The sequence below is a fragment of the Acidisoma sp. L85 genome (assembly GCF_009765865.1).
Lineage (GTDB): Bacteria > Pseudomonadota > Alphaproteobacteria > Acetobacterales > Acetobacteraceae > Acidisoma.
Genome location: NZ_LMUQ01000039.1, coordinates 310,917 through 335,243, shown reverse-complemented (window position 1 = coordinate 335,243; position 24,327 = coordinate 310,917). Strand labels below are relative to the sequence as shown.

Genomic DNA, 24,327 nt, shown 5'->3' with positions numbered 1-24,327 from the left:
GATACGTCATATAGGTCTGGTCGGTCTTATGGCTGAGCATGACGGTGATCGGCCCGGTGTCTTAGAGACTATTGAAACGCACAAGTGTGAGTGGCTGGATCAAGCCTGCTCGGGTCCGGATCGCGCAATCTTCTCTCTCGGGGCAAGGGAGCGGGATGATCGCTACGCCTTGGGCTACGCGCTGCCACTAGACTTCATGTTGTTGCAAGCGATGTGGCGGCGTCCGTTAAACATTTCGAAAACAATAACCAAGCAGTTTGCTCCCTCTGAAATTTTGGGAGTGTTCATCATGGCCTTAGTACCCGTCCATTCGCCTCCCACGCGCGCTCCCTCTATGACCCAGGGAGACCCGGGCCGCTTCGAGCGCCTTGTAGGCGATCGCAAGGACGGGGCGCGCCCCAGAAATCAGCTTCCGCACAAGAATATTTGGAATTGCAAGAACAAGATTTGTTTTATGCGATCCCGGGATGATGGCGTTCCCGGCGTTATCTTCTCCAAATCTGACTACATGGTGGACTCAGTAACGAGGAGTGCGTACGACTTTGCGGGGGCGGCTATGAACGCTACCAGGGGAGCTATCGACTTTTTCAATCCTTACAGCGGCGCGGCCACGCTCGGTTATCTCACCACTCAGACCAGTGCACTCCATAATTGGACCGATGTATCGCCGCTAGGCTTGCCGAATCTCCCTTCGGGTGGCTCGCAGGAATGCCCGGGTTCATGCATTCCCGTGCAAGCAGCTGTCCTCGGCGGCATCGCGCTGTTCGCCGTGCCGGTATTCCTGGGTGGCCGCTGGCTCTACCAGTATTTCACGCAACAACCATCGCCACAGGCTGCACCGACCCCTGAAGTGGTGCCCCTCCAAGCCATACCCGTCACTCCTGCCTGAACGCGGTGGCATCGAGCGCCCTTCAGAACGAGCGCGAGTTCTCATTCCCTCGCGCCCGTTCTAGGCTTCGTCCGATGTCCTCCTATCCCCTGCCGCCCTGGCGTCCCGAAAGTCTGGAGGCACGGCTACCCTTCCTCCGCCGGCGCAATCTCCTGACCGCCGCCACCCGCGCCTTCTTCACCGCGCGCGGCTATACCGAGGTCGAGACGCCCTATGCGGTGGCTGCGCCGGGGGAGGAGGTGCATCTCGCCACCTTCGCCACCGAGCGCATCGGCACGGACGGCATGCGCCATCCCCTGCGTCTCCACACCAGCCCCGAATTCGCGATGAAGCGCCTGCTGGTGGCGGGGGCGGGCCCCATCTTCCAGCTCGCGCGCGTCTGGCGGAACGGCGAGGGTAGCGCGCGCCACGCCGCCGAATTCACCATGCTCGAATGGTATCGCCCCGTCGCCACCCTGGACGACCTCATCGAAGAGACCACCGCCTTCCTCCGCGCCGTCCTGTCGCCCCTGGTGACGAGCCAAGGGATCACCACCTCCCTGGCCGCCGTCGAGCGCCTGACCCTGGCCGAAGCCTTCGCGCGGGATGTGGGCGCCGACCTGCTGGCAACCGCCGGCGACGCCCCGGCGCTCGCCGCCGCCGCTGGCGAGCGGCTGCGGGAAGGCGAGGATTGGGAAGATCTGTTCTTCCGCCTCATCCTCGGCCGCATCGAGCCGAAGCTCGGTCAGCGGCATCCGACCTTCCTCACCCACTGGCCGGCCGCCCAGGCAGCCCTTGCGCGCCGCGACCCCGCCGATCACCGCGTCGCCGAACGCTTCGAGCTTTTCCTCTGCGGCATGGAACTCGCCAACGCCTTCGTGGAACTTACCGATGCGGAGGAGCAGCGCGGTCGTTTCATGGCGGACCGCGCCCGCCGTCACGCCCTTTATGGCGGCCCCGACTGGCCGCTGGACGAGGATTTTCTCGCAGCGCTCGCCCATGGCATGCCGCCAGCCGCCGGCATTGCTCTGGGCTTCGACCGTCTGGCGATGATCGCCGCCGGCGCCGACCGCATCGATCAGGTGCAGTGGCTGCCCTCCCCGCCCGACCCCGACTGAAAGCGACGCCTTGTTTCCGATGCGCACCGGGTTCGCCAAAGCGTGACAGCCGATGGCTTTCCGGCTCACGCTTTTCATGTAGCCTAAGCCGGATGCTCCCCACTCATTCCATAACCGCTCGCCATCACGCCCCATGCGTATGAGCGGCGCGCGCATCGGGCCTTCGCCCGAGATTCTTACCGTCAGCGGCGATGGCTTGCTGCCCTATGTCCCGGCGCTCGCGCAGCTGCGAATCACGGTGTTCCGGGACTGGCCCTACCTCTATGACGGCGACCCCGCCTATGAGGAGCGGTACTTGCGCAGCTACGTCGACAGCCCGCGCGCCGGTGTCGTTTTGGCGATTGCGGGCGACGAGGTCGTCGGCGCTTCCACCTGCCTGCCGCTCACCGACGAAACCGCGAACATCCAGGCGCCCTTCGTCGCCCAGCGCATCGACCCAGCGCGCGTCTTCTACTTCGGCGAATCGATCCTGCTGCATCCCTGGCGAGGCCATGGCCTCGGCCGCCGCTTCTTCGCCGAGCGGGAGGCGCATGCGCGCCGCGTCTCCACCTGCGACATCGCCGCCTTCTGCGCCGTCGAGCGCTCTGTCAATCACCCGGCGCGCCCTGTCGGCTACGTCCCGCTCGACGCTTTCTGGCGCAATCGGGGCTTCGCCCAGGCCACTGGCATGGGCTGCACCATGTCCTGGCGCGAAGTCGGCGCCACAGCCGAGACCCCGCACCGCCTGAACTTCTGGTGGAAAAGCCTCACCGGGGCAGCCCTATCGTGACCCTCATCTACCTCGTGGCCGGTGAGGCGAGCGGCGACGTTCTCGGCGCCCGGCTCATCCAGGCGCTCCGCGAGCAACGGCCGGAGCTGTCTTTCGCCGGTATCGGCGGCCCTCTCATGGCGCAGCACGGCTTCGTCAGCCTCTTCCCCATGGAGGAGCTGGCGCTGATGGGTCTCGCCGAGATCCTGCCGCGTATCCCCGCCCTGCGTCGCCGCATGGCCGAGACCGTGGCCGATATCGCGGCGCGGCGCCCCGATGTGGTCGTCACCATCGACAGCCCCGGCTTTTCACTGAGGCTGCTCCGCCGCGTCATCCCGCTCGGCATCCCGCGCATTCACTACGTGGCACCCCAGGTGTGGGCCTGGCGCGAGAAACGGGTGCGGAAATACCCCGGGCTTTGGGACCGCCTGCTTTGCCTGCTGCCCTTCGAGGTCGAGTTCTTCGCCAGCCACGGCCTCACCGCCGAATTCGTCGGTCATCCCGTCCTGGAATCCGGCGCCGGCACCGGCGACGCCGCCCGCTTCCGCGCCGCGCACGGCCTGGCACCTGACAGCATGCCCGTCATCCTGATGCCGGGCAGCCGCTCCACGGAGGTTTCCCGGCTCCTGCCGATCTTCGGCGAGACCCTGCGGCAATTGGCACCGCGCTTTCCCAAACTGCTGCCCGTGGTGCCTGTGGCCGCGCCGGTGGCGGCGGCCGTGACCGCTGCGGCCGCCGCTTGGCCGCAAAAACCCATCCTCGTCACCACCCTCACCGAGAAGCACGACGCTTTCGCCGCTGCCCGCGCCGCCCTCACCAAATCCGGCACATCGACCCTGGAGCTTGCCGTCGCTGGGGTGCCCATGGTGGTGGCCTATCGCGTCAACCCGATCACCGCCGCGCTCGTCAGGCGCGTGGTCCGGGTCAAACATGCCGCCATGGTCAATCTTCTCGCCGGGCGTGAAGTGGTGCCGGAGCTGATCCAGCAGGCCTGCCGCCCCGAACGCCTTGCCGAGGAACTAGGCCGCCTGTTGCAGGAAGGCCCCGCCGCCGCCTTGCAGAAGGCCGCCTTCGCGCGGATTACCGATAGCCTGCGGCCTGCCGCCGGCTTGCCCTCAGAGGCCGCCGCTGCCGCCGTTCTCGCCTTGCTCGACGAAAAGCCCGGAGTCTGAAACCTCCTGGCGAGAATGTTCCATCGCCGTGGTAACGGCCAGCGCCGCCTCCAGCGCGCGCCGCCCGGCCTCCGCATCCACCAGCACCGGCGCGCCATCGAGGATCGAGGCGAAGAAGGCGCCCTGTTCGGCGGCCAGCGCGTCATGATCTTCCCAGGAAGACTCCTCGATCGAGAATTCCGGCATTCCCGGCACCGGCATTCCGCCGCCGCGTCCGATGGCCGTCAGGCGCCGATTGGCGAAATCGACCGCGAGATAGCCACTCTGGGAAAAGATCCGCATCCGCCGCTCGGTCTTGAGCGAGATGCGGCTCGCGGTGATCGTCGCGACGCAGCCATTGGCGAAGCGCACGCGGGCATTGGCGATATCCTCATGCGCACTCGCCACCGCCGCGCCCACGGCATCGACATGGGCGATCGGCGCATCCACCAGCGCCAGCACAAGGTCGAGGTCGTGGATCATGAGGTCGAGGATGACGGAAACATCCGTACCCCGGATCTTGAAGGGGGCGACGCGCACCGCCTCGATATAAAGCGGCCGTCCCATCCGCGCTGCGACCGCGCCATGGGCCGCGGAAAACCGTTCCAGATGCCCGACCTGCAGCACGGCACCCGCCGCCTTCGCCAAAGCCGCGAGATCCTCGGCCTCCGCGAGCGTGGAGGCGATCGGCTTTTCGATCAGCACATGGCGGCCCGCGCGGATGGCGGCGGCGGCCAGGTCGTGATGCGCCTCCGCCGGGGCGGAAACGACTATCGCGTCCGAGGCGGCGAGCAAGGCCGCGAAGTCCATGGGCGGCACGCCGGCCTCCCAGCCCACGGCGCGCGCCCGCTCGGCATCCAGGTCATAGACACCGACCAGGCGGGCGCGGAGGGAGGCGGCGGCCTTCAAGGCATGGATGCGGCCGAAGTGACCAACACCGGCCACTCCAACTCTAACGATGCCGCTGGGTGATGTTGCCAAATTCTGGACCTATCGGAACGCGCGGCAGCGTTACCAGGACGTGGCGAGGCGTCAACCTTCTGGCGCCTGGGACCTGCCCAGGCCCCGAGGCTTGCCTTCAGACAAACGCGCCGCCATACCTCCGCGCCAAATCATGAACCGCTAAGGCCGTCCGCCCCCATGCTCTATTTCAGCCGACTCAAGGCTGCCGCGATCATCGGGGCTTGCCTGCTCGGCGTCCTCTTCTGCATACCCAATCTGATGCGCGCGCCGAATGGCTGGCTGCCCTGGCGGCAGATCCATCTCGGCCTCGACCTGCGCGGCGGCAGCTACCTGCTGATGCAGGTCGATATGGGCGCGGTCGCCAAGGAGAAGCTCGGCAGCACCGTTGACCAGGTGCGACAGGATTTCCGCGCGCCGGGCATCGGCTATACCCGCCTCGCGGCCGATCAGGCGGCCAACCGCGTCGAGATCACGCTACTCGACCCCAACCAGCGACAAGCGGCGATCAAGGCGCTCAGCGACCTGCTCACGCCGTCCCTCGGCACCACCACCAGCCTTGCCGATTTCGATGCCAGCGGCGACGGCGCCAATCTGATCCTCACGCTATCGCGGCCCGCCCTTATCGCCCGCGCCACCGCCGCCGTGACCCAGTCGATCGAGATCATTCGCCGCCGCATCGACAGCACCGGCATCGTCGATCCGCAGATCGCGCGTCAGGGCACCGACCGCATCATGGTCCAGCTGCCCGGCATCTCTGACCCGCAGCGCATCAAGACGCTGCTGGGCGAGACCGCGCATATGACCTTCCACCTGGTCGATGAGAGCGCCAACGCGAATTCCGGCGAGCCGCCGCCGCTGGGCGACGCCTTCCTGCCGCTTCAGGGTAGCCCGAACCAAAAGGTCGCCATCCGCCAGGCCGTCATGGTTGACGGTGCCAACCTAACCAATGCCCAGGCCGGCCAGGATCCCCAGACCGGCGGCTGGGTGGTCAATATCGAATTCGATAGCCTAGGCGCGCGTCAGTTCGGCGATGTGACCTCGGCCAATGTAGGCCATCCCTTCGCCATCGTGCTCGACAACCAGGTGATCAGCGACCCGGTCATCCGCGAGGCGATCACCGGCGGGCGCGGCCAGATCAGCGGCAGCGCCAATGCTCAGGCCGCAACCGACCTCGCGTTGCTGCTGCGTGCCGGCGCCTTGCCCGCGCCGCTGACGGTGATCGAGGAGCAGAGCGTCGGACCCGAGCTTGGCGCGGATTCGATCCGGGCCGGCGCCATCTCGCTGATGGTCGGCTTCGTGCTCGTCATCTTCTTCATGGGCGCCTTCTACGGCCTGTTCGGCTGGTTTGCGAACCTCGCCCTCGTCGTCAATCTCATCATGCTGATGGGCATTCTGTCGCTGCTCCAGGCGACACTCACGCTGCCGGGCATGGCGGGCATTCTGCTCACCCTCGGCATGGCGGTGGACGCGAATATCCTCATCAACGAGCGGGTACGGGAAGAGGTGCGCAACGGGCGGTCTCCCTTGCAGGCGCTCGAAGCCGGGTATCGCCGCGCCTATGGCACTATCATCGACAGCAACGTGACGGCGCTGCTGGCGCATGTGATGCTGTTCATCTTTGGTTCGGGTCCGGTGCGCGGCTTCGCCGTGACGATCACCGTCGGCATCGTCACCACGCTTTTCACCGCCACCGTCTTCGCCCGGTTGCTGACATCGAGATGGTATATCCGGCGCCGCCCGTCGGCTTTGCCGGTATAGGCGGGCAATATGTTGCTCGACCGACGCGAGTTTTCGCCTGACGGCAATGGCCCGGCCGCGCCGGTCCAGGCGCCCCAAAGGACGGCATGAAGATGCGCTTTTTTTACAAGCCGCTGTTCCGCCTGGTTCCGGAGGGTACCCGCATTCAGTTCATGAAGGGACGCTTCGCGGGCCTTATCGTTTCGGCCGTGTTGTCGCTCGCCTCGGTCGGGCTGTTCTTCTATCCCGGCCTGCGGCTAGGCATCGACTTCAAGGGCGGCGTGGTGATGGAAGCCCGCACACCGCAACCCGCCGATTTTGCCCATCTCCGCGCCGCGCTGGCCGCCCATAACCTCAGCGATGCCGGGCTGCAGCGCGTGGGCTCCGCTTCCGCCAACGAGTTCATGATCCGCCTCGAAAGCCGGGCCAATGCCGCGGCGACCGACCTGGCGGTGGCGCGGGTTCATGCGGCACTCGATCAGGTGGCGCCGGGCAACAAGGTCCTCAGCACCAGCGCGGTCGGTGCCTCGGTATCGCAGGAACTCTTCCGCCAGGGCCTGCTGGCACTCGGCCTCAGCTTGCTCATGATCCTGGTCTATATCTGGTTCCGGTTCGAGTGGCAGTTCGCGGTTGGTGCCGTGGTGACGCTCATTCTCGACATCACCAAAACCATCGGCTTCCTCGTCGTTACTCGCCTGCAATTCGACCTGGTGATGGTCGCCGCGATCCTGACGATCCTCGGCTACTCCACCAACGACAAGGTCGTGGTCTACGACCGGATGCGCGAGAACCTGCGCAAGTACAAGACCATGCCGCTGCGCCAATTGATCGACCAGTCGATCAACGAGACGCTGAACCGGACACTCGGCACCTCGATGACGGTGTTCCTCGCGGCGCTGCCGCTGGCGATCTTCGGCGCTTCCGTGAAAGCCTTCGCCATCGTCATGCTGTTCGGCATCGTCGTCGGCACCTCCTCCTCGATCTTCATCGCCGCCCCGATCCTGTTGTTGCTCGGCGAGAACCGGCTGCGGCGAGACGCCCAGCCGGCCAAGCCGGAAACCGGGAAGAAGGTTCAGGCGCGCGCGAACTGAGCGGATTCGCGCTCATCTCATTCCGGTTGACGAACGGACGGGCATGACGTTCTATCATCGGAATGAACGTCTCGGTCGGTTCTTCTCAGTCATCGGTTGAATTCGCGGGCCTGCCGGCATCCCCTGCCACCGCCTCTGAAAAGGAGTCGGCCAAGCGGGTCGCGGCGAATCCCAACGATTTACCCGCCACCCAGGCGCTTGCCATGGCGCTTCTCGCGCGCGGCGCCCTGGAAGAGGCTGAGGTCCATGCGCGGAATGCCGTGCGCATCGCGCCGGAGGATCCGAAAAGTCACAACCTGCTCGCCATGGTGCTAACCGGCGTGCACCGCCCGCAACCGGGGGAATTCCACTACCGCCGCGTCCTGAGCCTGACGGGCAAGCGCGACCCCATCGTGATCGCGAATCTTGCCTGGAACCTCAAGAAGCAGGGCAGGTTCGATGAGGCGAGACGCCTCTATCAGGAATCGGTCAGTGCCAATCCGCGGGTGCGGCAAAGCCTGCTCGGCTGGGCCCGGCTGGAAGAGGCGGATGGCCGGTTCGAGGCAGCGGGTTCTTTGCTCGATATCATCGACCGGCTCTTTCCCGACGATCCCGACAGCCTTTTGACCCGCGCTGTTCTACACACCCGTCTACACGACAATGACCGCGCCTTCGCGGTGCTCGATCGCCTGGAGCAGCAGGTGCGACTGGGCAAACTCACCCCTGCCGAACTTGCGGAAAAAGGCCGCCTGCTCGACCAGACCGGCGAATATGCGGCGGCCTTCGAGGTCTTCCTCGAAAGCAAGCGGCGCGTGCGGGACGAATTGGGCCAGATCTATCAGGACGAGGCGGTCAGCGAGATGATACGCCGGCTGCGTGGCTTCTTCACGCGCGGCCGGTTGGCGCTGCTACCGCGCGCGGATGTCGCCCCTGGGCCGCAACCGATCTTTATCCTCGGCTTTCCGCGTTCCGGCACCACGCTTCTCGAACAGATGCTGTCCCGTCATTCGCGCATCGCGGCGGGTGACGAATTGCCTTTCGTGAGCGATATCGCCGCGACCCTCCAGCGCCTTCTCGAGAGTCCGCTCAGCTACCCAGAGGCTTTGAGCGAGTTATGGATGGGCGATCGTCAGCAAGGTTTGAATGACTTGCGGGATGTCTATCTGCACCGCGCCGCCCAAATGGGCGTGTTCAAGCCGGACAAGGATCTTTTCACCGACAAGATGCCGCTCAACGAGACTCATCTCGGTCTCATCTCGCTGATCTTCCCGAAAGCGCCTTTGATCCATGTCGTCCGGCATCCGCTGGATGTCATGGTTTCGATCATGGGCAATATGCTGACCCATGGTTTTCATTGCGCCAGCAGCCTGGTCTCGGCGGCGACGCATTACGCGCGCATCATGCAGCTCGTCGCACATTACAGGGCCGAGATCGACCTGTCTCTGCACACTCTGCGCTACGAGGACCTTTTGACGGAGCCAGAAGAAACCTTGAGGGCGCTGTGCGGCTTCCTGTCCGTGGCCTACGAGCCGGCGTCCCTCGTCTTCCATGAGAGCCGCCATCATTCGCGCACGGCAAGCTACGCGCAGGTTAAGGAACCGCTCTATGACCGGTCGCGCTACCGCTATCGCCACTACCGAGACGAACTCGCCCCGGCTTTGCCGATCCTCGAGCCCTGGATTGAGAAGTTAGGCTACCAGCTCGACTGAAACCGGCCCTGTGACCAGCCAGGATGCATTTCCCGAACACCTGAAGGATAGGGGCGAAGGAGCCAGCTTGAGCCAGGACAAGCTTGAGGTCCCGCTCGACGCGGACTGGCGTTCAGAGCTCGAGCGGCTCATTCCGGTGCCGTTCCGATCGCTGTTGGCAATGGCCGTCCGTGCCGAAGAAAGTGGCCGCATCGACGACGCCGAGCAACTCGCCGTGCATATCCTGCGCGCCGCGCCGGAGGAGCCCGACGCGCTGCATCTCGCAGGCGTTGTCGCCTTCCGGCGCGAGCGCGTCGATCAGGCTGTCGCGCTGGTCGAGCATGCCATTCTCGCCGCACCGCAAAACGCCGTTTACCTGCGCAACCTCAGCGAGATGTATCGCGTGGCGGGACGGCTGGATGATGCGCTTGCCGCATCCAGCCGGGGTCTCGACTTGCAGCCGGCGGACCCGCTGGCCCTGCACAACCAGGCGATCATCCACCAGGAGAGAGGCGAGCCCGAACAGGTCGTCAATTGTGCCCGTCAGGCCATCGCGCTGAAGCCGATGATGCCCGGGCCGCATTTCGCCATCGCCGAGGCGCAGCTCCTGCTCGGCAATTACGCGGAGGGCTGGGAGGAGTACGAGTGGCGCTTTCGGCTGGCCGGCTTCCCGCGCCTGATGCCGCCAGCGCTGCAACAGGGCCGCCCGCAATGGGGCGGCGATCTTGGCGGTGGCCTATTGCTGTTGATCGGTGACCAAGGCTTCGGCGACGTCATCCAGTTCAGCCGCTATATCCGATGGGCGGCGGCACGATGCCCGCGCATCGTCATGGCGACCAGCATCGAAATGGCGCCGCTCTTCCGGCGGCTTTTCCCCCGGCTCCACATTTTCACGAATTGGTCCGAATGCCCCGCGTTCGCGACCTTCTGCCCGATCTCTGGCCTTCCCCGGCTGCATGGCACAAGGCTCGACACTATTCCGCCGCCGCCGGCGATCGAGCCGGATGCGGGCCGCGCGATCCTCTGGAAGGCACGGCTTGATCGTCAGGTTCCGAGCGGTCTGCGCCGCATCGGCGTGGTCTGGGCGGGACGCGCCACCCATCGCAACGACCGCAACCGCTCGATGCCGCTGTCGGCGCTCAACCCGCTCGCGGCGGTGCGGGGCATCGCGCTGGTCAGTCTGCAGAAGGGCGAGGCGGCCGGGCAGCTCGTGAACTATCAGGGTCATGCGCCACTCATCGATGCCGGCGCCGAAATCATCGACTTCGAGGACACCGCCGCCGTTATCGGTGCTCTTGATCTGGTGGTGACGGTCGATACCTCCGTCGCCCATCTCGCGGGCGGCATGGGCCGGCCGTGCTGGGTGATGCTGCCCTATGCCGCCGACTGGCGCTGGCTCCAGGAGCGCTCGGACTCGCCATGGTACCCAAGCATCACGCTATTCCGGCAAAGCGCGGCACGACGCTGGGACGAGGTGGTGGAGGCGATCACACAAGCGCTCGCCGGCTCGCCGTAAGCGTTTGGTTCAAAGTCTCATTTCCAGCAGCACTGGCACATGGTCCGACGCTTGCGTCCAGCCGCGCGCCTGCTTCAGGATGGCATGACGGACAAGCCGCCCCGTCAGGTCATGCGTGACCCAGATATGGTCGAGCCTGCGTCCCTTGTCCGCCGCTTCCCAGTCTCGTGCTCGATACGACCACCAAGTGTAGAGCTTCTGATCGTCCGGCACGAAGTGGCGCAACGCGTCATGAAAGCAGGTGCGCTGCCACTCAGTATGCAAAGCGGTTTCGACCGGCGTGTGTGAGACGATTTTGAGAAGCTGCTTGTGGCTCCAGACATCATGCTCCAGCGGCGCGATGTTGAGATCGCCGACGAGCACGGTACGTTTCAGCTCAGGCGTCGGCGCGAAATGATCCCGCGCGGCGGCCACGAAATCGAGCTTATGCGCGAATTTCGGATTGACCTCGGGGTCGGGAATATCGCCGCCGGCCGGCACATAAAAGTTGTGGACAACCAGCGGGCCGCCGGGCGCGTCGATCTCGACGGAGAGGTGACGGCAATCCTCACGCCCGCACCAATCTTGTGTCGTGCCGTGCCGCCGCATCGGCAGCTTCGAGAAGGTGGCGACGCCGTTATAGCCTTTCATCCCGCGAAACTGGACATGCGGCAGGCCGAGCACCGCCGGCAGTTCCAGCGGAAAAAATTCGTCCGGGCATTTCGTTTCCTGTAGGCACACGACATCGGGGTCGAGCGCGGTCACGACATCGCGCAGCAGCACCTGCCGCAAGCGAATCGAATTGATGTTCCAGGTAACGATACGAAGCGGACGGGGCATGAACTCGATGCTGAGCTAAACCACCCTCACCCTCAGCGGTGGCAGCCCCGAGATCATCGCCTCCAACTCATCGCCGCGCTTCACTTCGGCCACGCCCTCTGGCGTGCCGGTGAAGATGAGGTCGCCGGGTTGCAATTCCACCAGCCGGGACAGCGCCGCGATCACCTCGGGCACGCTCCAGATCATATCCAGCAGGTCGCCTTCCTGCCGCTCGGCGCCATTGACGTTCAGGAGGATGTGGCCGCTTTCGAACCTGCCGAAATTGCCCACCGGCACGATCTCGCCGATTGGCGCCGAATGGTCGAAGCCCTTCGCCATGTCCCAGGGCCGTCCGAGCTTCTTGGCTTCCGCCTGCAGGTCGCGCCGCGTCATGTCGATGCCGATTGCGTAGCCCCAGATATGGGCTTTCGCATCCGTCTCGGCGATGTCGCGGCCGCCGGCGCCGATGGCGACGACCAGCTCGACCTCGTGATGCAGCTCGCTCGTCGCCGCGGGGTAGGGCATCTCGCCGCCGGTGACGATCGCATCCGCCGGCTTGGTGAAGAAGAAGGGCGGCTCGCGATCGGGATCATGCCCCATCTCCCGCGCATGCGCCGCATAGTTGCGGCCCACGCAGAAGATCCGGCGCACCGGGAATAAGCCGCCACCGCGCACCGGCACAGCCGGGACAGGAGGCGCCGGAATCACAAACTCGCTCATGCGTGCAGCGCCGCGACGCCCGGAAGCGTCTTGCCTTCCAGCCACTCCAGGAAGGCGCCGCCCGCCGAGGACACATAGGTCAGCTCATCGGTGACGCCTGCTTCACGCAGCGCCGATACCGTATCGCCGCCGCCCGCCACGCTGCGCAGCTTTCCGGCGCGCGTAAGTTCCGCGACGACCTTTGCGACCGCCATCGTTGAAGCCTCAAAGGGTGGCGTCTCGAAAGCGCCGAGCGGGCCATTCCAGACCAGCGTCTTTACCGTCTTGAGCCGCGCGATAATGAGCTTCGCGGTCTCCGGCCCGACATCCAGCGCCATGCCGTCATGCTCGGCATCCACCGCAAGCGTGCGGGTGGCGGCATTGGCTTTGAACTCCTGCGCGACCGTGCCGTCCACCGGCAGCAGGATTTCGCATCGCCCGCCCTCGGCGCGCTTCATGATCTCGCGCGCGGTGTCATGGAGGTCTTTCTCCTGCAGCGACTTGCCCACCGGCAGCCCCTTGGCGGCGAGGAAGGTATTCGCCATGGCTCCGACGATGACCAGGACATCGACTTTGCCCAGCAGATTGCCGAGCAGGTCGAGCTTCGTGGAAACCTTCGAGCCGCCAACAATCGCCATGACCGGCCGATCCGGGTCGGTCAGCGCGCTCTCCAGTGCCTCCAGTTCGGCCTGCATCAGCCGCCCGGCATGGGAGGGCAGGTGGCCCGCCACGCCCTCGGTACTGGCATGGGCGCGATGGGCGGCGGAGAAGGCGTCGTTCACATAGAGATCGGCGAGCTTGGCGAGGCTTTTCGCCATCTCGACGTGGTTCGCTTCCTCGCCCGAATGGAAGCGGGTGTTTTCGAGCAGCAGAACATCGCCGTCCTTCATCTTGGCGACGCCGGCCTCGACCTCCGGCCCGATACAGTCATCGACAAAACCGACCGGCGAGCCGAGTACTTTGCCGATCGCGTCGGCCAGCGGCCGCAGCGACATTTCCGGCACGCGCTTTCCCTTCGGCCGCTCGAAATGCGAGCAGACGATGACCCGGCCGCCTTTCTCCGCGATCTCGCGGATGGTCGGCACCACCCGCTCGACGCGCGTGAGATCGGTGATGCGGCCATCGCGCACAGGCACGTTGAGGTCGGCGCGCAGCAGCACGCGCTTGCCCTTGAGATCGGCGTCATCCAGCGTGCGGAAGGTCATCGTGTCGTTCCCCTTTTCACACCGTCATGGCATGCGAAGGCATGCCATCCACGCCTTGCTTTCTTTACGCAGGCAAGGCCTGGATGCTCGGCCTTCGCCGAGCATGACGAGGCAGAGTGTGCTGGACCTACAGCGCCCCGAAAGCCGCCGCGGTATCACCCATGCGGTTCGAGAAGCCCCACTCGTTGTCATACCAACCCAGCACACGGGCCAACTCGCCATCGACAACCGCCGTCTGGGGCGCGTCGAAGGTGCAGGAGGCCGCGTTGTGGTTGAAGTCCGAACTCACCAGCGGCTCGGTGTTGTAGTCGATGATGCCCTTCAGCGCGCCTTCCGAGGCTTCCTTCATCGCCGCGTTGATCTGCTCCTTGGTCGCGTGCGTGCGCAGGTTCACATCGAGCGAAACGAGCGAGACATTGGGCGTCGGCACGCGAATGGCGGTTCCATCCAGCTTGCCCTTCAGCTCCGGCAGCACGAGGCCGACGGCACGGGCCGCACCGGTCGAGGTCGGGATCGCCGACAGGGCAGCGGCACGGGCGCGATGCAGGTCCTTGTGCAGCGTGTCGACCGTCTTCTGGTCGCCCGTGTAGGAATGGATCGTCACCATATAGCCGCGCAGGATATGGAACTTCTCGTGCAGTATCTTCGCCATCGGCGCCAGGCAGTTGGTGGTGCAGGAGGCGTTGGAGATGACCGTCATCTCCTTGGTGATGGTTTTGTCGTTCACGCCGAAAACGATCGTCGCATCTACCCCATCGGCCGGCGCCGATACCAGAACCTTGCGCGCGCCCGCCTCGATCAGCTTGGACGCCGCGTCCTTGCTGGTGAAGAGGCCGGTGCATTCCATCGCGACATCGACGCCGGCGAGCGGCACTTTGGACGGATCGCGCTCGGCCGAAACGCGGATCGGGCCGTAGGTGCGGCCGTTCAGCTTGATGGTGATGGCGTCGCCATTCACCTCGACGGTGCCGGGGAAGCGGCCATGGACGCTGTCGTAGCGGAACATATGCGCATTGGCCTCGACGCTGCCTAGGTCGTTGATCAGGACGGGCTCCAGATCCGTGCGGCCGCTCTCGACCATCGCGCGCAAAACGAGGCGGCCAATGCGCCCGAAGCCATTGATCGCAACCTTCACAGCCATGGTTCTCTCTTCCTTCTTCAAAGCTTCTTCTTGACCGCGATAATCAGCGCCTCGGTCAGGGTCTCGACAGTCTGCGCGGTATGCGTCTGGCCCGGAAGACTCACATCGCTGCTCACGAAGTGGCCACCCGAGCCAAGCCAACGCTCCCAGCCAAATCCGGTTCCCGGCTCGACGCCGATCCGCGGCGCATCGCCCAGGGTTTGCGTCTGATACGCCTCGTCTTGCGCCGCGAAAAGTGACCAGCAGGGCATGGAGACCACCGCCACGGTAATGCCGGCCTGCGCCAGGGCCGCTTGCGCCGCCAGCGCGGGCCCGACCTCGGCACCGCTTGCGATGAGGGTGGCCGCGCGGGGACCCTCTTCCGGCGCGGTCAGATAGGCGCCGCGCGCCGAGGAATTTTCGACTGTATCGGTGCGCCACGGCGGGACGGGCTGCGGCGTCTGCACCAGGACGCTCGGCCCATCCTCCTTGTGCAGAGCGAGCTCCCAGCATTCGGAGGTCTCGACCGCGCCGGCGGGGCGGAAGACCAGCAGCTCGGGCAAGGCGCGGAACGTCGCGAGATACTCGGCGGACGCGGTTTCAGCCGCTTCCTCCAGCAATGTGAAGACGATGCGGCGGCGGTGGCGGCCGACCGTGCGGATCGCCGGAAACAGCGTGTGTCCGCAAGACATGGCGAGGCCGCCGGCCGGGATCAGGCCGCCATGCCCGACGACGCCGGCTAGGGTGACGGCCATGCTGACCTGACGGCTGCCGAACTGGATATGCCGCCGCGCGAAATCGCCATTTTCGACGGGCTCCTGCCCCAGCGGTGCAAGTCCCGCCGGCCGTCCTGCCGCGCCGAGGGAGGCCCGGATCATCTCCGGCACCGCGGTCCCGAGCGCTTCGATGACGCGGCGGCTCGCTTCCGGGCCGGAGAGGGCGGCGCCTTCTTCCGCCAGCGCGCTGCGATTGACGCGGGCCGCATCGCGCCAGCCATCCGGCAGGCGGCCATTGAGAACCCGTTCGAAGTCGGCGGCCAAAGCATGACGCGCTAGGCGCTTGAGCCAGCCGCGCCGCGCCGCCGTGGCACGCGCCCCCGCGCCGCGCCAGGCTTCAGAGACATCCTCGGAGATTGCGCGGTCCGTGCGAGGCGGAGCGGGCGCCGAGGTCTTGCACACCAGCAGAACAGGCTTGCGCGCCCTGAGTGTGAAGGACAGCGCTGAAGCGATAGCTGCCGCGTCATGGCCCGCGATGCGCTTGGTCGCCCAGCCCCAGGAGGCGAAACGCTCGAGCAACTCCGCCGCCGGCGTCTCATCCGGCTCGGGATGCGCCGGTTCCTCCAGCAGGATGGCGAGCTTCGATAGCTTCAGCTCACCCGCGAGGCTCGCGGCCTCATAACCGATGCCGCCGGTGATGTCCGCCGGTGTCGCGAAGAGCCAGGCGCGGTGATCGACCAGGCTCTTGCCGAAACGCGCCGCGAGCATGCGCTCGCTGAGCACGCAGCCCACGGCGAAGGAGAGCGCCTCACCTGCTTGGCCGATGACCGCCTCGATCCCCGGCAGGCCATGCGACAGGTCAGCGGGATCGAGGCCCGACAGTTCCAGCACCGCGCGCATCAGCCGCGCATCCTGCCGTGTCGCGACGATGATGCGGTCGCGGTCCGGCCATGAACTATCGGCGGCATCGATCCGCAGCACGCGTGTCCAGAGCGTCGTCACGACGTCCGCCATGGCGAAAGCGGGTGGAGCGGCGGTAGCGCCGGGCGCCTTGCCGTTGCCCTCATGCCGGATCGCATCGGAATGGGCATCCGCCCAGTTGCGCAGGGCGGTCAGCCGCAGGGCCTCGACCATGCGCTGCCGACGCTCCGGCTGGCGTGCCTGCGCAAGCGGTGTCGCATCTGTCGTGACGGGGGGTCTGCGGGAAAAGATATCCGCCAGACGAGTCACCGAACCTCCTGCAACCGTCCGGCCCTCTGGAACGAAGGGTGTATGGCGGAATGGAGGGGTTTTGGACTGAGCGCCGGGGCTGAGCAACCCCTTCCGCTTCTGGCGAGCAACCCCATGTCGGGCTACGATCACGGCGCCATAGGGGCTTCGCGAAGGGCTGTACCCGTACTGATTAGCCGGCGCCTAAAGCTGATTGAACTCAAAAGGCATGGAGACCGACATGAAAAAGACCTTCCTTCTCTCGACGATTTGTAGCGTGGCGATCATGGGAAGCGCCTCCGCATGGGCGCAATCGACCAGCACCACCCCGATGGCCGCGCCGAGTGCCAGCGGCTCTAGCATGGCGAAGCCCATGGGTATGGGCATGAAGCACAAGCATTGGATGAAGCACGGCACGGCCATGAGCGGCCCTTCGGACGCGGATCACTCGGCCGACATGCTCAACGCTGAGCAGCTTAAGAACAACATGAGCCCGATGTCGGCGCCGAGCTCGGCGATGCCGATGGCGCCGGGCTCCACAATGGCCCCCGCGACCCCCATGATGGCACCGCCGAACCCCGCCCCGATGGCGCCCCCGACCCCGTCGCCCGGAGCGCCCGCCAACCCGTCCTAGGTGTTGTGACGACCTGATACTGGGTGCGACCCAAAGATCCGTCATGGCACGCGAAGGCGTGCCATCCACGTCTCGCCTTCGTCGAGCAAGGAAGACGTGGATGCTCTGCCTTCGCCGAGCATGACGAAGGGGAAACGAGCGGTTGAAACCAGAGACATCCTGCTCTGGCCCCGATCGCCTTCCCTAAGCCGTCGACGAAAAGGCCTGCGTGCTCGCAGGCCTTTTTCACGACTGCGGCACAACCTCCGCAACACTAGTCATGGCTTCGATCGCCAAAAGTCGCGCCAAGCGATCGAACTCCGCCACGGAGAGCGTCTCCGCCCGCCGCGTCGGCTCGATCTCGGCTCGTCGCAACAGCGCCTCGCCGCCGAGCGGCTTAAGCGCCGCCCGCAGCATTTTGCGCCGCTGTCCGAAAGCCGCCGCCGTCAGCCGTTCCATGATCGTGAAAAGCGCGGGCTCGGGCTGCTCTGCATGTGGCGTCAGCCGCACGATATTCGAGGCGACCTTGGGTGGCGGCGTAAACGCCTCCGCCGGCAGCCGCATCGCGATATCGGCCCGGCAGGTCCATTGTGCGAGGATCGACAGCCGACCATAAGCCGGCGTGTCCGGCGCCGCCGCTATGCGCTGCGCCACCTCCTCCTGGAACATCAGAATCATCCGCTCGAAAGCCGCAGCCTGCCGCAGCCACCCGATCAGCAGCGGCGTGCCCACATTATACGGCAGGTTCGCGACGATCTGGCGCGGCGCCGGCACCAGCCCCGGAATATCGACCCGCATGGCATCCCCTGCGACGATCGCGAGCCGTCCAGGATAATGCGGCGCCAGCTCCTCCAGCGCCGCCACGCCCCGCGGATCGATCTCGATCGCCGTCACATCGACCGCCGCGGTGTCGAGCAGCGCCCGCGTCAACCCGCCTGGACCCGGCCCGACCTCCACCACATGCCGCCCACTCAAGTCCCCGGCCAGCCCCGCGATCCGCGCCGTGAGGTTGAGGTCGAGCAGGAAATGCTGCCCGAGCGAGTGACGCGCCCGGAAATTGTGCCGGACGATGACATCCCGCAGCGGCGGAAGCGCGTTCAATGCATGATCTGGATCGAAGCACGCCGCCGCAGATCGTCCAGGGTCTGCTCCGCCGTGAGATCGATCCGGCGCTCGAAGATCTGTTGCGCCACCGCCTCCCGGGAGTTGTCTGCCACCTGTGCGGTGGCCGCCGCATGGCCGCAAACCATGACAAGGGTCACACCGTTATTGGCGATAAGCGGCGGACTCGGCTTGCCGACCGGCAGACTGGCGAGAAGCCTCTGGAACTGCGGTGGCGTGACCTGGGCGAGGTTGACCGGCCCAGGGTCCGCAGGCTTCGTGCCGCCATCGGCGCGGTTCGCGGCCTCCATATCGTCGCAGCTATGCACTGAGGTCGCGATCTTGTGGAAAGTCACCATCGTCTGCCGCTGCTGCTCGGTAGGATTTTTCGGATCGAGCGGCGTGGTGAACGGCAGGAAAATCTGCCGCACGCTGAGCATGACATTGGCACCCGCATCACCGCCGGCGTCCGGGCCCGCCATCCCGGGGCCTTGCCGGCCGCGCAGCTGCACGATCACCAGCCCGCCCGCCACCTGCACCGGATTGCTGATGGCGCCGATCGGCATTTGCGACACCAAGGCGAGGACCGCGGGATCGAGCTGATCCGGTCCAACCCAGCCGAGCGAGCCGCCCTGCAGCGCCGTCTCGCCTTGGCTGAACTGCGCCGCGATGATCGGGAAGGGCGCGCCGCTGCGCAGCTGAGCGATCACGGTATTGGCGAAGTTCTGCGCGTCCATCTGAGCCGCCTGATTGGCGACCCGGATGAAGATTTCGCCGACGTTATATTGTGGCTGCGCGCCCTTGTTCTTCTCAATGAGAATACGACGGTCGATATCGGCGGCACTCGGGCGTCCCGCATCGCCGAGAACCTGATGCAGCACCTGCGTCCAGGCGAGCTGCGTGCGCACCTGGTTGACCAACGTATCGAAGCCGATGCCGAGTTCGGTCAGCTTCTGATGGAGCACACCCGGCCCCATGTTGTTCGAATGCTCGATCTCGGTGATCGCCTGGGCGACTGACCGGTCGGGCACCACCACGCCACGTTTCTCGGCTTCCTGAATCTCCAGCCGCTCATTGATGAGCTGCTGCAGGATCTGCGGCTTGAGATGTTGCAGCACATCGGGTGAGACCCGCTGACCGGTTGCCAACGCGAAGAAGCGCGCGCGATTCTCCACATCGGCCTGGGTCACGACATCTCCATTGACCACCGCGGCGATCGAGGCGTCTTGCGCGCGGGCGGGATGAAGCGTCGCGACGGCCAGCCAAACTGAGAGCACCAGCAGACAGGCCATTTTCAGGCGGAGGGACATATACGCTACCTTCGCTCGAGTTTCTTGTTGTTGCATTAGAGGGCGTTGAAGCCGATGCCGCCGAGGGTCTTGAAGACCACGCGGAACAGCAACGTGGTCGAACCGTCGTCATCCGCGACCGAGGTGTAACGGCGGCTGAAGCTGGCACTAAGCGCGAGACAGTCATTCTGCCAGGTCGCGTCAAGATTGGTCGCGTCGAATTGCCCGGTTTGCAGGTTGCGCTGCGCGGAGGCGTTCAGCGTCCACTGCTGGAGCTGCGTGCTAATGCCCAGCGTTGCTTCGTTGCGGGGCGTAAAATAGGACGCCGGCGGCGGCACGCCGTCGTAGAAGAAGTAGGGATCGGTGGAGGAATATAGATAGCCCGCCGAGACCCGCAGTATCGGAACGCCCGCCGTCGCGAAGGCATCGATGAATTCATTTTGCAGCGAAACGTGGCTGAGTCGCGTGCGATAGGTGAAATCGACATACTGATTCGGCGTATAGGAAATCTTCGCCACGATATCCGAGATATTGTCCTCAAGGCCGGAGCCGACAGGGAAGGTGTCATCCTTGTGGGCGCGATAGGACTGGCCGACCAGCGCGTCGATCACGCTACCATTGTTCAGATACCAAGCCCCATGAAGCGCAAGATTGGCGCGCATGCCGCTCTCCAGCCGATCAAGGCCTGGGTATTTGTTGAAACCGAACAGGTTGGCGTCGGTGAAATTGAAGTCGAAGCTGTCCTCGTTCGGGATATTGGTCTTGTCGACGCTGTTGCCCACGATCGGCGCGGCGATGAGCTGGAAAATCGGCTCGATCAATTCGGAACCCCAGCGCCCGCTATCGTTGATCAACGGCCAGCGATAATTCAGCGCGATCTGCGGCAGGGCCCGCGCGGTCTGCGCGTCATTCGCGCCGGTCGAGAAGTTCGGGAACTGGCTCAGGTCGCGCGCGGAATAGCCTGCGGCGTCAAGGTGGAAGACGGTGCTCCACTGGCCGCCGAGATTGTCGTGGAAGGGCAGTTCGTATTCGGTCGTCGCGGCGCCGCGTAGCGTGTTCGTGCCGGTGCTGCGCAGGATATTAAAGAAGCTGGCATCGAAATTGACATGGCCGCCGAGGGTATCGGGCGTGCCGGTGAAGGAATACTCGGCATGCGGCAGCACCACCGGCAACTCGCTGTCGGTCACGCTGTCGGTGAGGCCCTGATACCAGCGGCTGTCGATGCGGGCATAGGAGCCGTTGCCGAAACCTTCGAGATAAGCGTCGCTTGTCAGTTCGTTGACACTCGGCAGGATGGAGTAGTCGTTGAGGTAGCTGACCGAGGATGCGCGTTCGAAATCGAAGCCCGCGCGCCAGGTGTCATTGAGGTCGAAGGTGCCATGGGCGAAGAGAGCGCCCTCCAGCTTGCCCTCATCGTAGCCGCCCGAAACATCCGCATTTACCTGACCAAAATTGAAGGCGCGGCGATACTTGAGGTCACCGGCGGCGCCGTTATGCGTCGTCAGGATCGGCGTGACCGTCGCATCGGACTGGTCGTCGAGCACAATATAATAGGGAAGGTCGAGGAACCCACCGAGATGGCTATTGACGCCGATGCTGGGAATGAGCAGGCCACTCATCCGCTTGGCCGTCGGGTCGGGATGCCAGAAATAGGGAAAATACGCGACCGGAACGCCGTAGATCTGCATCGTCGCGTCTTTGTATTCGATCACGTGATGCTGCAGATCCTGCACGCCCGATCGCGCGCGAATCTGCCAAAGCGGATAACTTTTGGGATGCTTCAGGCAGACCTCGCAGGCCGTGTAGACCGCATGGCTGAGTTCGTTGAGCTTGCCCTCGGTCCGCCTCGCGCCATTCGCCGCGAGCTTGGCGTTGCTCGGCAAGGTCACGTTCATCGACTTCATGATGCCGTTGGTCATGTCGCGGCTGAGCTCGGCGTAATCCGAGTAAACCACCTGCCCGTCGGGGGAGATGAGCACCACGTGACCAATCGCATCGGAAATATTGGTGTTGCGGTCATACAGCACGTGATCAGCGAATAGGACGTGGCCAGCCTGCCACGCCTCCACATGTCCGCTCAGCGTGACGATGTTCGACTTCTGGTTGTATTCGATCCGATCGGCCCGAAACGTCACTGGCTGCTTCGCGTCGGATGCCGTCTCGCCGCCCGTAAGCCCGGCGATCTGGGCATGGGCGTGCTGGACGCGCGGTACGGCGACGACCGCTGCGACTGTGGCGGCGAGGGCGATCAGGCCGATCCCGTAACTCGTCTTGGACATCGCCGATCCTTAGCCGTCTTCGAGATGGAGAAGAAGCGACAGCGCGAGCATGAGGCCGGCGGCGGCCGGCGCCCAAGCCGCCAATACCACAGGGAGCGCCCCTGATTGCCCAAACTGCTCAGCGATATTCGAGAGCATGAAAAGGGCGAAGCCGGCTGCGACTCCGCCGCCGATCATCCGCCCCACGCCGCCTCTCCGGCTGCTCTGCATCGAGAATCCGGCCGCCACCAGGGACATCGTGGCACAGAGCAGCGGAAGTGCCAGCAAAGCCTGGAATCGCAAGCGGTGACCCACCGCCGAAAAGCCCGCGCGCTCCAGCACATGGATGAAGCCCGGCAGGCGCCAGAAGGAAAGCGCCTCGGGCGCCGCGAAGCTCTGCTGGATGCGGTCGATAGTCAGGTCTGTCGGCATCGCCATCGCGCTCGGTGGTGAGGGCAGCTTTCCTGGCACGAGGACGCGGGCATTGGCGAGTAGCCAGCTGTGGGGAATGAGCCGCGCCTGCATCGCTTCGATGCGGTCGATCATGTGATCGTTGGGACCGAGACGGAAGATGCTGACTTGCGAGGCGGTTAGCACGTTATCCCTCATCATCACGCCACGCGCATGCATGATGGCGACACCCTGGACACTCCCGGTATTGTCCGCCTGGCGTAGCCAGAGCTGGCCGCCATTCAACGCGAGCGGACCGCCGCCGGCGTCGAGGAAGCTTTCCTGCAGCCGCTCCGCCTGGGCAAACAGCGCCGCCGAGACCGGGCTCAGCCCCCCGACGGCAAAGAGCCCGAGGGCGAGGGCACACAGCACCGGGCCGCCCAGAAACTGCCAGGCTGAAAGCCCGGCTGCCCGCGCCACTACCAGTTCAGAAGAGCGGGTAAGCCGCCAGAAGGCCCAGATGCCCCCAAGCAGGATGGCGAAGGGCAGGATCGTCATGACCACCCAGGGCGTCCGCAGCAGCGCCATCTCGACAATGAGGTTGAAGGTCGCGTCGGGGCGGGAGGCCGAGCGACGCAGCAACTCCAGGAAATCGAAGAGCGAGACCAGCCCGGTAAGGGCGGCAAGGACCGAAGCCACCGCGACGGAGAACTGCCGGCTGATGTAGATCGTCAGGATGGGAGACGGGAACATCGGCTCAGCCCGGCCCGCTAACGGTGTCGGGACGCGCGGAGACGAGAGACTCGGGTGGTGCCGGAACCCGGAAGCGCTCAGGCCGTAGTAGCAGCCATCCGGCGATCAGCCCGGGCAGCACCGCATGGGCCCAGACAAGAGGCAGCCAAGCGCTGTCGCGTGCAGCGATATTGTTGACCGTTAGCCCCAGCGCCACCAATCCCACCGTGATGGCGACGCCGATCAGCGGCCGCAGCAAACCGCCATGCCGCCGGAAAGCGCCGGTAAGAACCGAAGCGAGGGCGACCATTGCGTAGGAGATGATGGTGAGCGGCGCCGCGAGCCGCCGATGCGCCTCGGCCCGCCATTTCGGGATATCCTGCGGCCTGATCTCGCCGGGCGGCGGGTTGAGCAAATCATGCAGGGAAACCTCGGAATCGTCGCGGAAGCGGGCATCCTGTCCGCCGGCGCTTTCGGCGAGGTTAATGACGTTTTCGCTGAAGCTCAGCAGGTTGAGGCGCCCGGTCTTGGCATCAACCTCCTGCCGCACGCCCTTGAACAGCACCACGCGCGGACCGAGCGGGCCGGGAATGATCCGGCCGCCTTCGGCGAGGATGGTGGTGGGGTCGGTTCCGCTGCGCTCGTCATCGACCAGGATGCCGTGCAGCGTGCCGTCCTGGTCCCGTTTGCGGACATAGACGGTGAGGTTCGGGGCAATCGGCGTGAACACGCCCTCCTGCAGCAGGAAGGCGGCGATGCGGTTGCGAATTTCGAACTGGAACTCCCGGAAGGCGGCGAAACTCGCCGGCACCACCGAGAGGTTGAGCCAGTAGCAGAACAGCGTGACGAGCAGGGTCAGCAGCAAGGTAGGCTTGGCGAGCGCCAGTGGCGACTGGCCGGCCGCTCGCATCACGGTCAATTCGCGGTCGCCGGCCAGCCGCTGGTAGACGAATTGCACCACCACGAAGGTCGTGATGGGCAGTATCACCGCGATAAAGCTCGGGATCAGCAGCACAGTCAGCCGGAGGAAGACGAAGGGCGACAGGCCGCGATTGACGATGAGCTCGACGAAACGCAGCGACTGGGTGAGCCAGATGAGGGCGACGAGTGCCACGGTGACGGCGATCAGCGCCGTCAGCACCTGCTTGAAGATATAGCGGTCCAGGCGCGTGAACCCGGACCGGAAGGGGGAGGCGGTCGCCATATCTGCGTGTCGTATCCTGTCCTCGTCGGCGGCGCGGCAGCGTCCCGGGTCGGGAGGCGCCGGTTCTAATGGAGGGGGCCGGAATTCACAAAAGCCCCGGCCGTCCCTGTTTTTGGGCGGCCCTACCTTGGGGG

Annotated in this window: 20 protein-coding genes; 9 read left to right on the top strand and 11 right to left on the bottom strand. The window is 65.2% G+C overall.

All coding sequences use genetic code 11. The annotated features are described in order from the left end of the window. Positions 1-28: 28 nt before the first annotated feature. From GSQ83_RS11855 to lpxB, 4 genes are all read left to right on the top strand, one after another. Positions 29-889: a hypothetical protein gene (locus tag GSQ83_RS11855; protein WP_158803078.1), complete on the top strand. Its 861-nt coding sequence runs from the start codon at positions 29-31 to the stop codon at positions 887-889. Between the two features lie 74 nt (positions 890-963). Then, positions 964-1,986 (top strand): EF-P lysine aminoacylase EpmA, encoded by a 1,023-nt coding sequence (gene epmA / locus GSQ83_RS11850; RefSeq protein WP_158803077.1) that lies wholly within the window; start codon positions 964-966, stop codon positions 1,984-1,986. 139 nt (positions 1,987-2,125) lie between these two features. Beyond that, positions 2,126-2,755 (top strand): GNAT family N-acetyltransferase, encoded by a 630-nt coding sequence (locus GSQ83_RS11845; protein ID WP_158803076.1) that lies wholly within the window; start codon positions 2,126-2,128, stop codon positions 2,753-2,755. Continuing rightward, positions 2,752-3,906, top strand: a complete 1,155-nt coding sequence (lpxB, locus tag GSQ83_RS11840) for a lipid-A-disaccharide synthase (RefSeq protein ID WP_158803075.1) — start codon at positions 2,752-2,754, stop codon at positions 3,904-3,906. Before GSQ83_RS11845 ends, lpxB begins: the two co-directional genes overlap by 4 nt. On the opposite strand, the gene GSQ83_RS11835 is transcribed toward lpxB, so the two are convergent. Beyond that, on the bottom strand, positions 3,850-4,866 hold the full coding sequence (locus tag GSQ83_RS11835) for a Gfo/Idh/MocA family protein (RefSeq protein ID WP_158803074.1): 1,017 nt from the start codon (positions 4,864-4,866) through the stop codon (positions 3,850-3,852). The two genes, lpxB and GSQ83_RS11835, sit on opposite strands and share 57 nt — an antisense overlap. A gap of 159 nt (positions 4,867-5,025) precedes the next feature. Between GSQ83_RS11835 and secD the strand changes: the two genes are divergently transcribed. From secD to GSQ83_RS11815, 4 genes are all read left to right on the top strand, one after another. Continuing rightward, a complete protein-coding gene (gene secD / locus GSQ83_RS11830) occupies positions 5,026-6,606 on the top strand; it encodes a protein translocase subunit SecD (RefSeq protein ID WP_158803073.1) in 1,581 nt (526 codons plus the stop codon). A 92-nt stretch (positions 6,607-6,698) separates the two neighbouring features. Beyond that, complete coding sequence (secF, locus tag GSQ83_RS11825; RefSeq protein WP_158803155.1) at positions 6,699-7,676, top strand: protein translocase subunit SecF; 978 nt, start codon at positions 6,699-6,701, stop codon at positions 7,674-7,676. A gap of 203 nt (positions 7,677-7,879) precedes the next feature. Further along, positions 7,880-9,364, top strand: coding sequence for a sulfotransferase family protein (locus tag GSQ83_RS11820; protein ID WP_158803072.1), 1,485 nt, complete (start codon positions 7,880-7,882; stop codon positions 9,362-9,364). Positions 9,365-9,431: 67 nt separating this feature from the next. Beyond that, positions 9,432-10,859, top strand: coding sequence for a tetratricopeptide repeat protein (locus GSQ83_RS11815; RefSeq protein ID WP_158803071.1), 1,428 nt, complete (start codon positions 9,432-9,434; stop codon positions 10,857-10,859). A 9-nt stretch (positions 10,860-10,868) separates the two neighbouring features. Here the strand turns inward: GSQ83_RS11815 and GSQ83_RS11810 are convergent, their stop codons facing one another. From GSQ83_RS11810 to GSQ83_RS11790, 5 genes are all read right to left on the bottom strand, one after another. Then, entirely contained in the window at positions 10,869-11,678 is an 810-nt protein-coding gene (locus tag GSQ83_RS11810; RefSeq protein ID WP_158803070.1) for an exodeoxyribonuclease III, read from the bottom strand. A gap of 15 nt (positions 11,679-11,693) precedes the next feature. Continuing rightward, positions 11,694-12,377: a fumarylacetoacetate hydrolase family protein gene (locus GSQ83_RS11805; RefSeq protein WP_158803069.1), complete on the bottom strand. Its 684-nt coding sequence runs from the start codon at positions 12,375-12,377 to the stop codon at positions 11,694-11,696. Continuing rightward, entirely contained in the window at positions 12,374-13,561 is a 1,188-nt protein-coding gene (locus tag GSQ83_RS11800; protein WP_158803068.1) for a phosphoglycerate kinase, read from the bottom strand. Before GSQ83_RS11800 ends, GSQ83_RS11805 begins: the two co-directional genes overlap by 4 nt. Before the next feature lie 127 nt (positions 13,562-13,688). Then, positions 13,689-14,702 carry a type I glyceraldehyde-3-phosphate dehydrogenase gene (gene gap / locus GSQ83_RS11795; protein WP_158803067.1) on the bottom strand — a complete coding sequence of 338 codons (1,014 nt, stop codon included), beginning with the start codon at positions 14,700-14,702 and terminating at the stop codon, positions 13,689-13,691. Between the two features lie 17 nt (positions 14,703-14,719). Continuing rightward, positions 14,720-16,627: a transketolase-like TK C-terminal-containing protein gene (locus GSQ83_RS11790; protein WP_158803066.1), complete on the bottom strand. Its 1,908-nt coding sequence runs from the start codon at positions 16,625-16,627 to the stop codon at positions 14,720-14,722. Between the two features lie 220 nt (positions 16,628-16,847). On the opposite strand from GSQ83_RS11790, the gene GSQ83_RS11785 reads away from it, so the two are divergent. Further along, on the top strand, positions 16,848-17,240 hold the full coding sequence (locus GSQ83_RS11785; RefSeq protein WP_158803065.1) for a hypothetical protein: 393 nt from the start codon (positions 16,848-16,850) through the stop codon (positions 17,238-17,240). 225 nt (positions 17,241-17,465) lie between these two features. On the opposite strand, the gene rsmA is transcribed toward GSQ83_RS11785, so the two are convergent. Genes rsmA through lptF form a run of 5 tightly spaced genes read right to left on the bottom strand, consistent with a single transcriptional unit; the run spans position 17,466 to position 24,193 of the window. Beyond that, entirely contained in the window at positions 17,466-18,320 is an 855-nt protein-coding gene (gene rsmA / locus GSQ83_RS11780) for a 16S rRNA (adenine(1518)-N(6)/adenine(1519)-N(6))-dimethyltransferase RsmA (RefSeq protein ID WP_158803064.1), read from the bottom strand. Next, on the bottom strand, positions 18,317-19,630 hold the full coding sequence (locus tag GSQ83_RS11775) for a peptidylprolyl isomerase (protein ID WP_158803063.1): 1,314 nt from the start codon (positions 19,628-19,630) through the stop codon (positions 18,317-18,319). The genes rsmA and GSQ83_RS11775 overlap by 4 nt, the downstream gene beginning before the upstream one ends. A gap of 35 nt (positions 19,631-19,665) precedes the next feature. Beyond that, positions 19,666-21,888, bottom strand: coding sequence for an LPS-assembly protein LptD (locus tag GSQ83_RS11770; RefSeq protein ID WP_158803062.1), 2,223 nt, complete (start codon positions 21,886-21,888; stop codon positions 19,666-19,668). 9 nt (positions 21,889-21,897) lie between these two features. Beyond that, complete coding sequence (lptG, locus tag GSQ83_RS11765; protein ID WP_158803061.1) at positions 21,898-23,010, bottom strand: LPS export ABC transporter permease LptG; 1,113 nt, start codon at positions 23,008-23,010, stop codon at positions 21,898-21,900. 4 nt (positions 23,011-23,014) lie between these two features. After that, positions 23,015-24,193, bottom strand: coding sequence for an LPS export ABC transporter permease LptF (gene lptF, locus GSQ83_RS11760; RefSeq protein ID WP_158803060.1), 1,179 nt, complete (start codon positions 24,191-24,193; stop codon positions 23,015-23,017). Positions 24,194-24,327 lie beyond the last annotated feature (134 nt).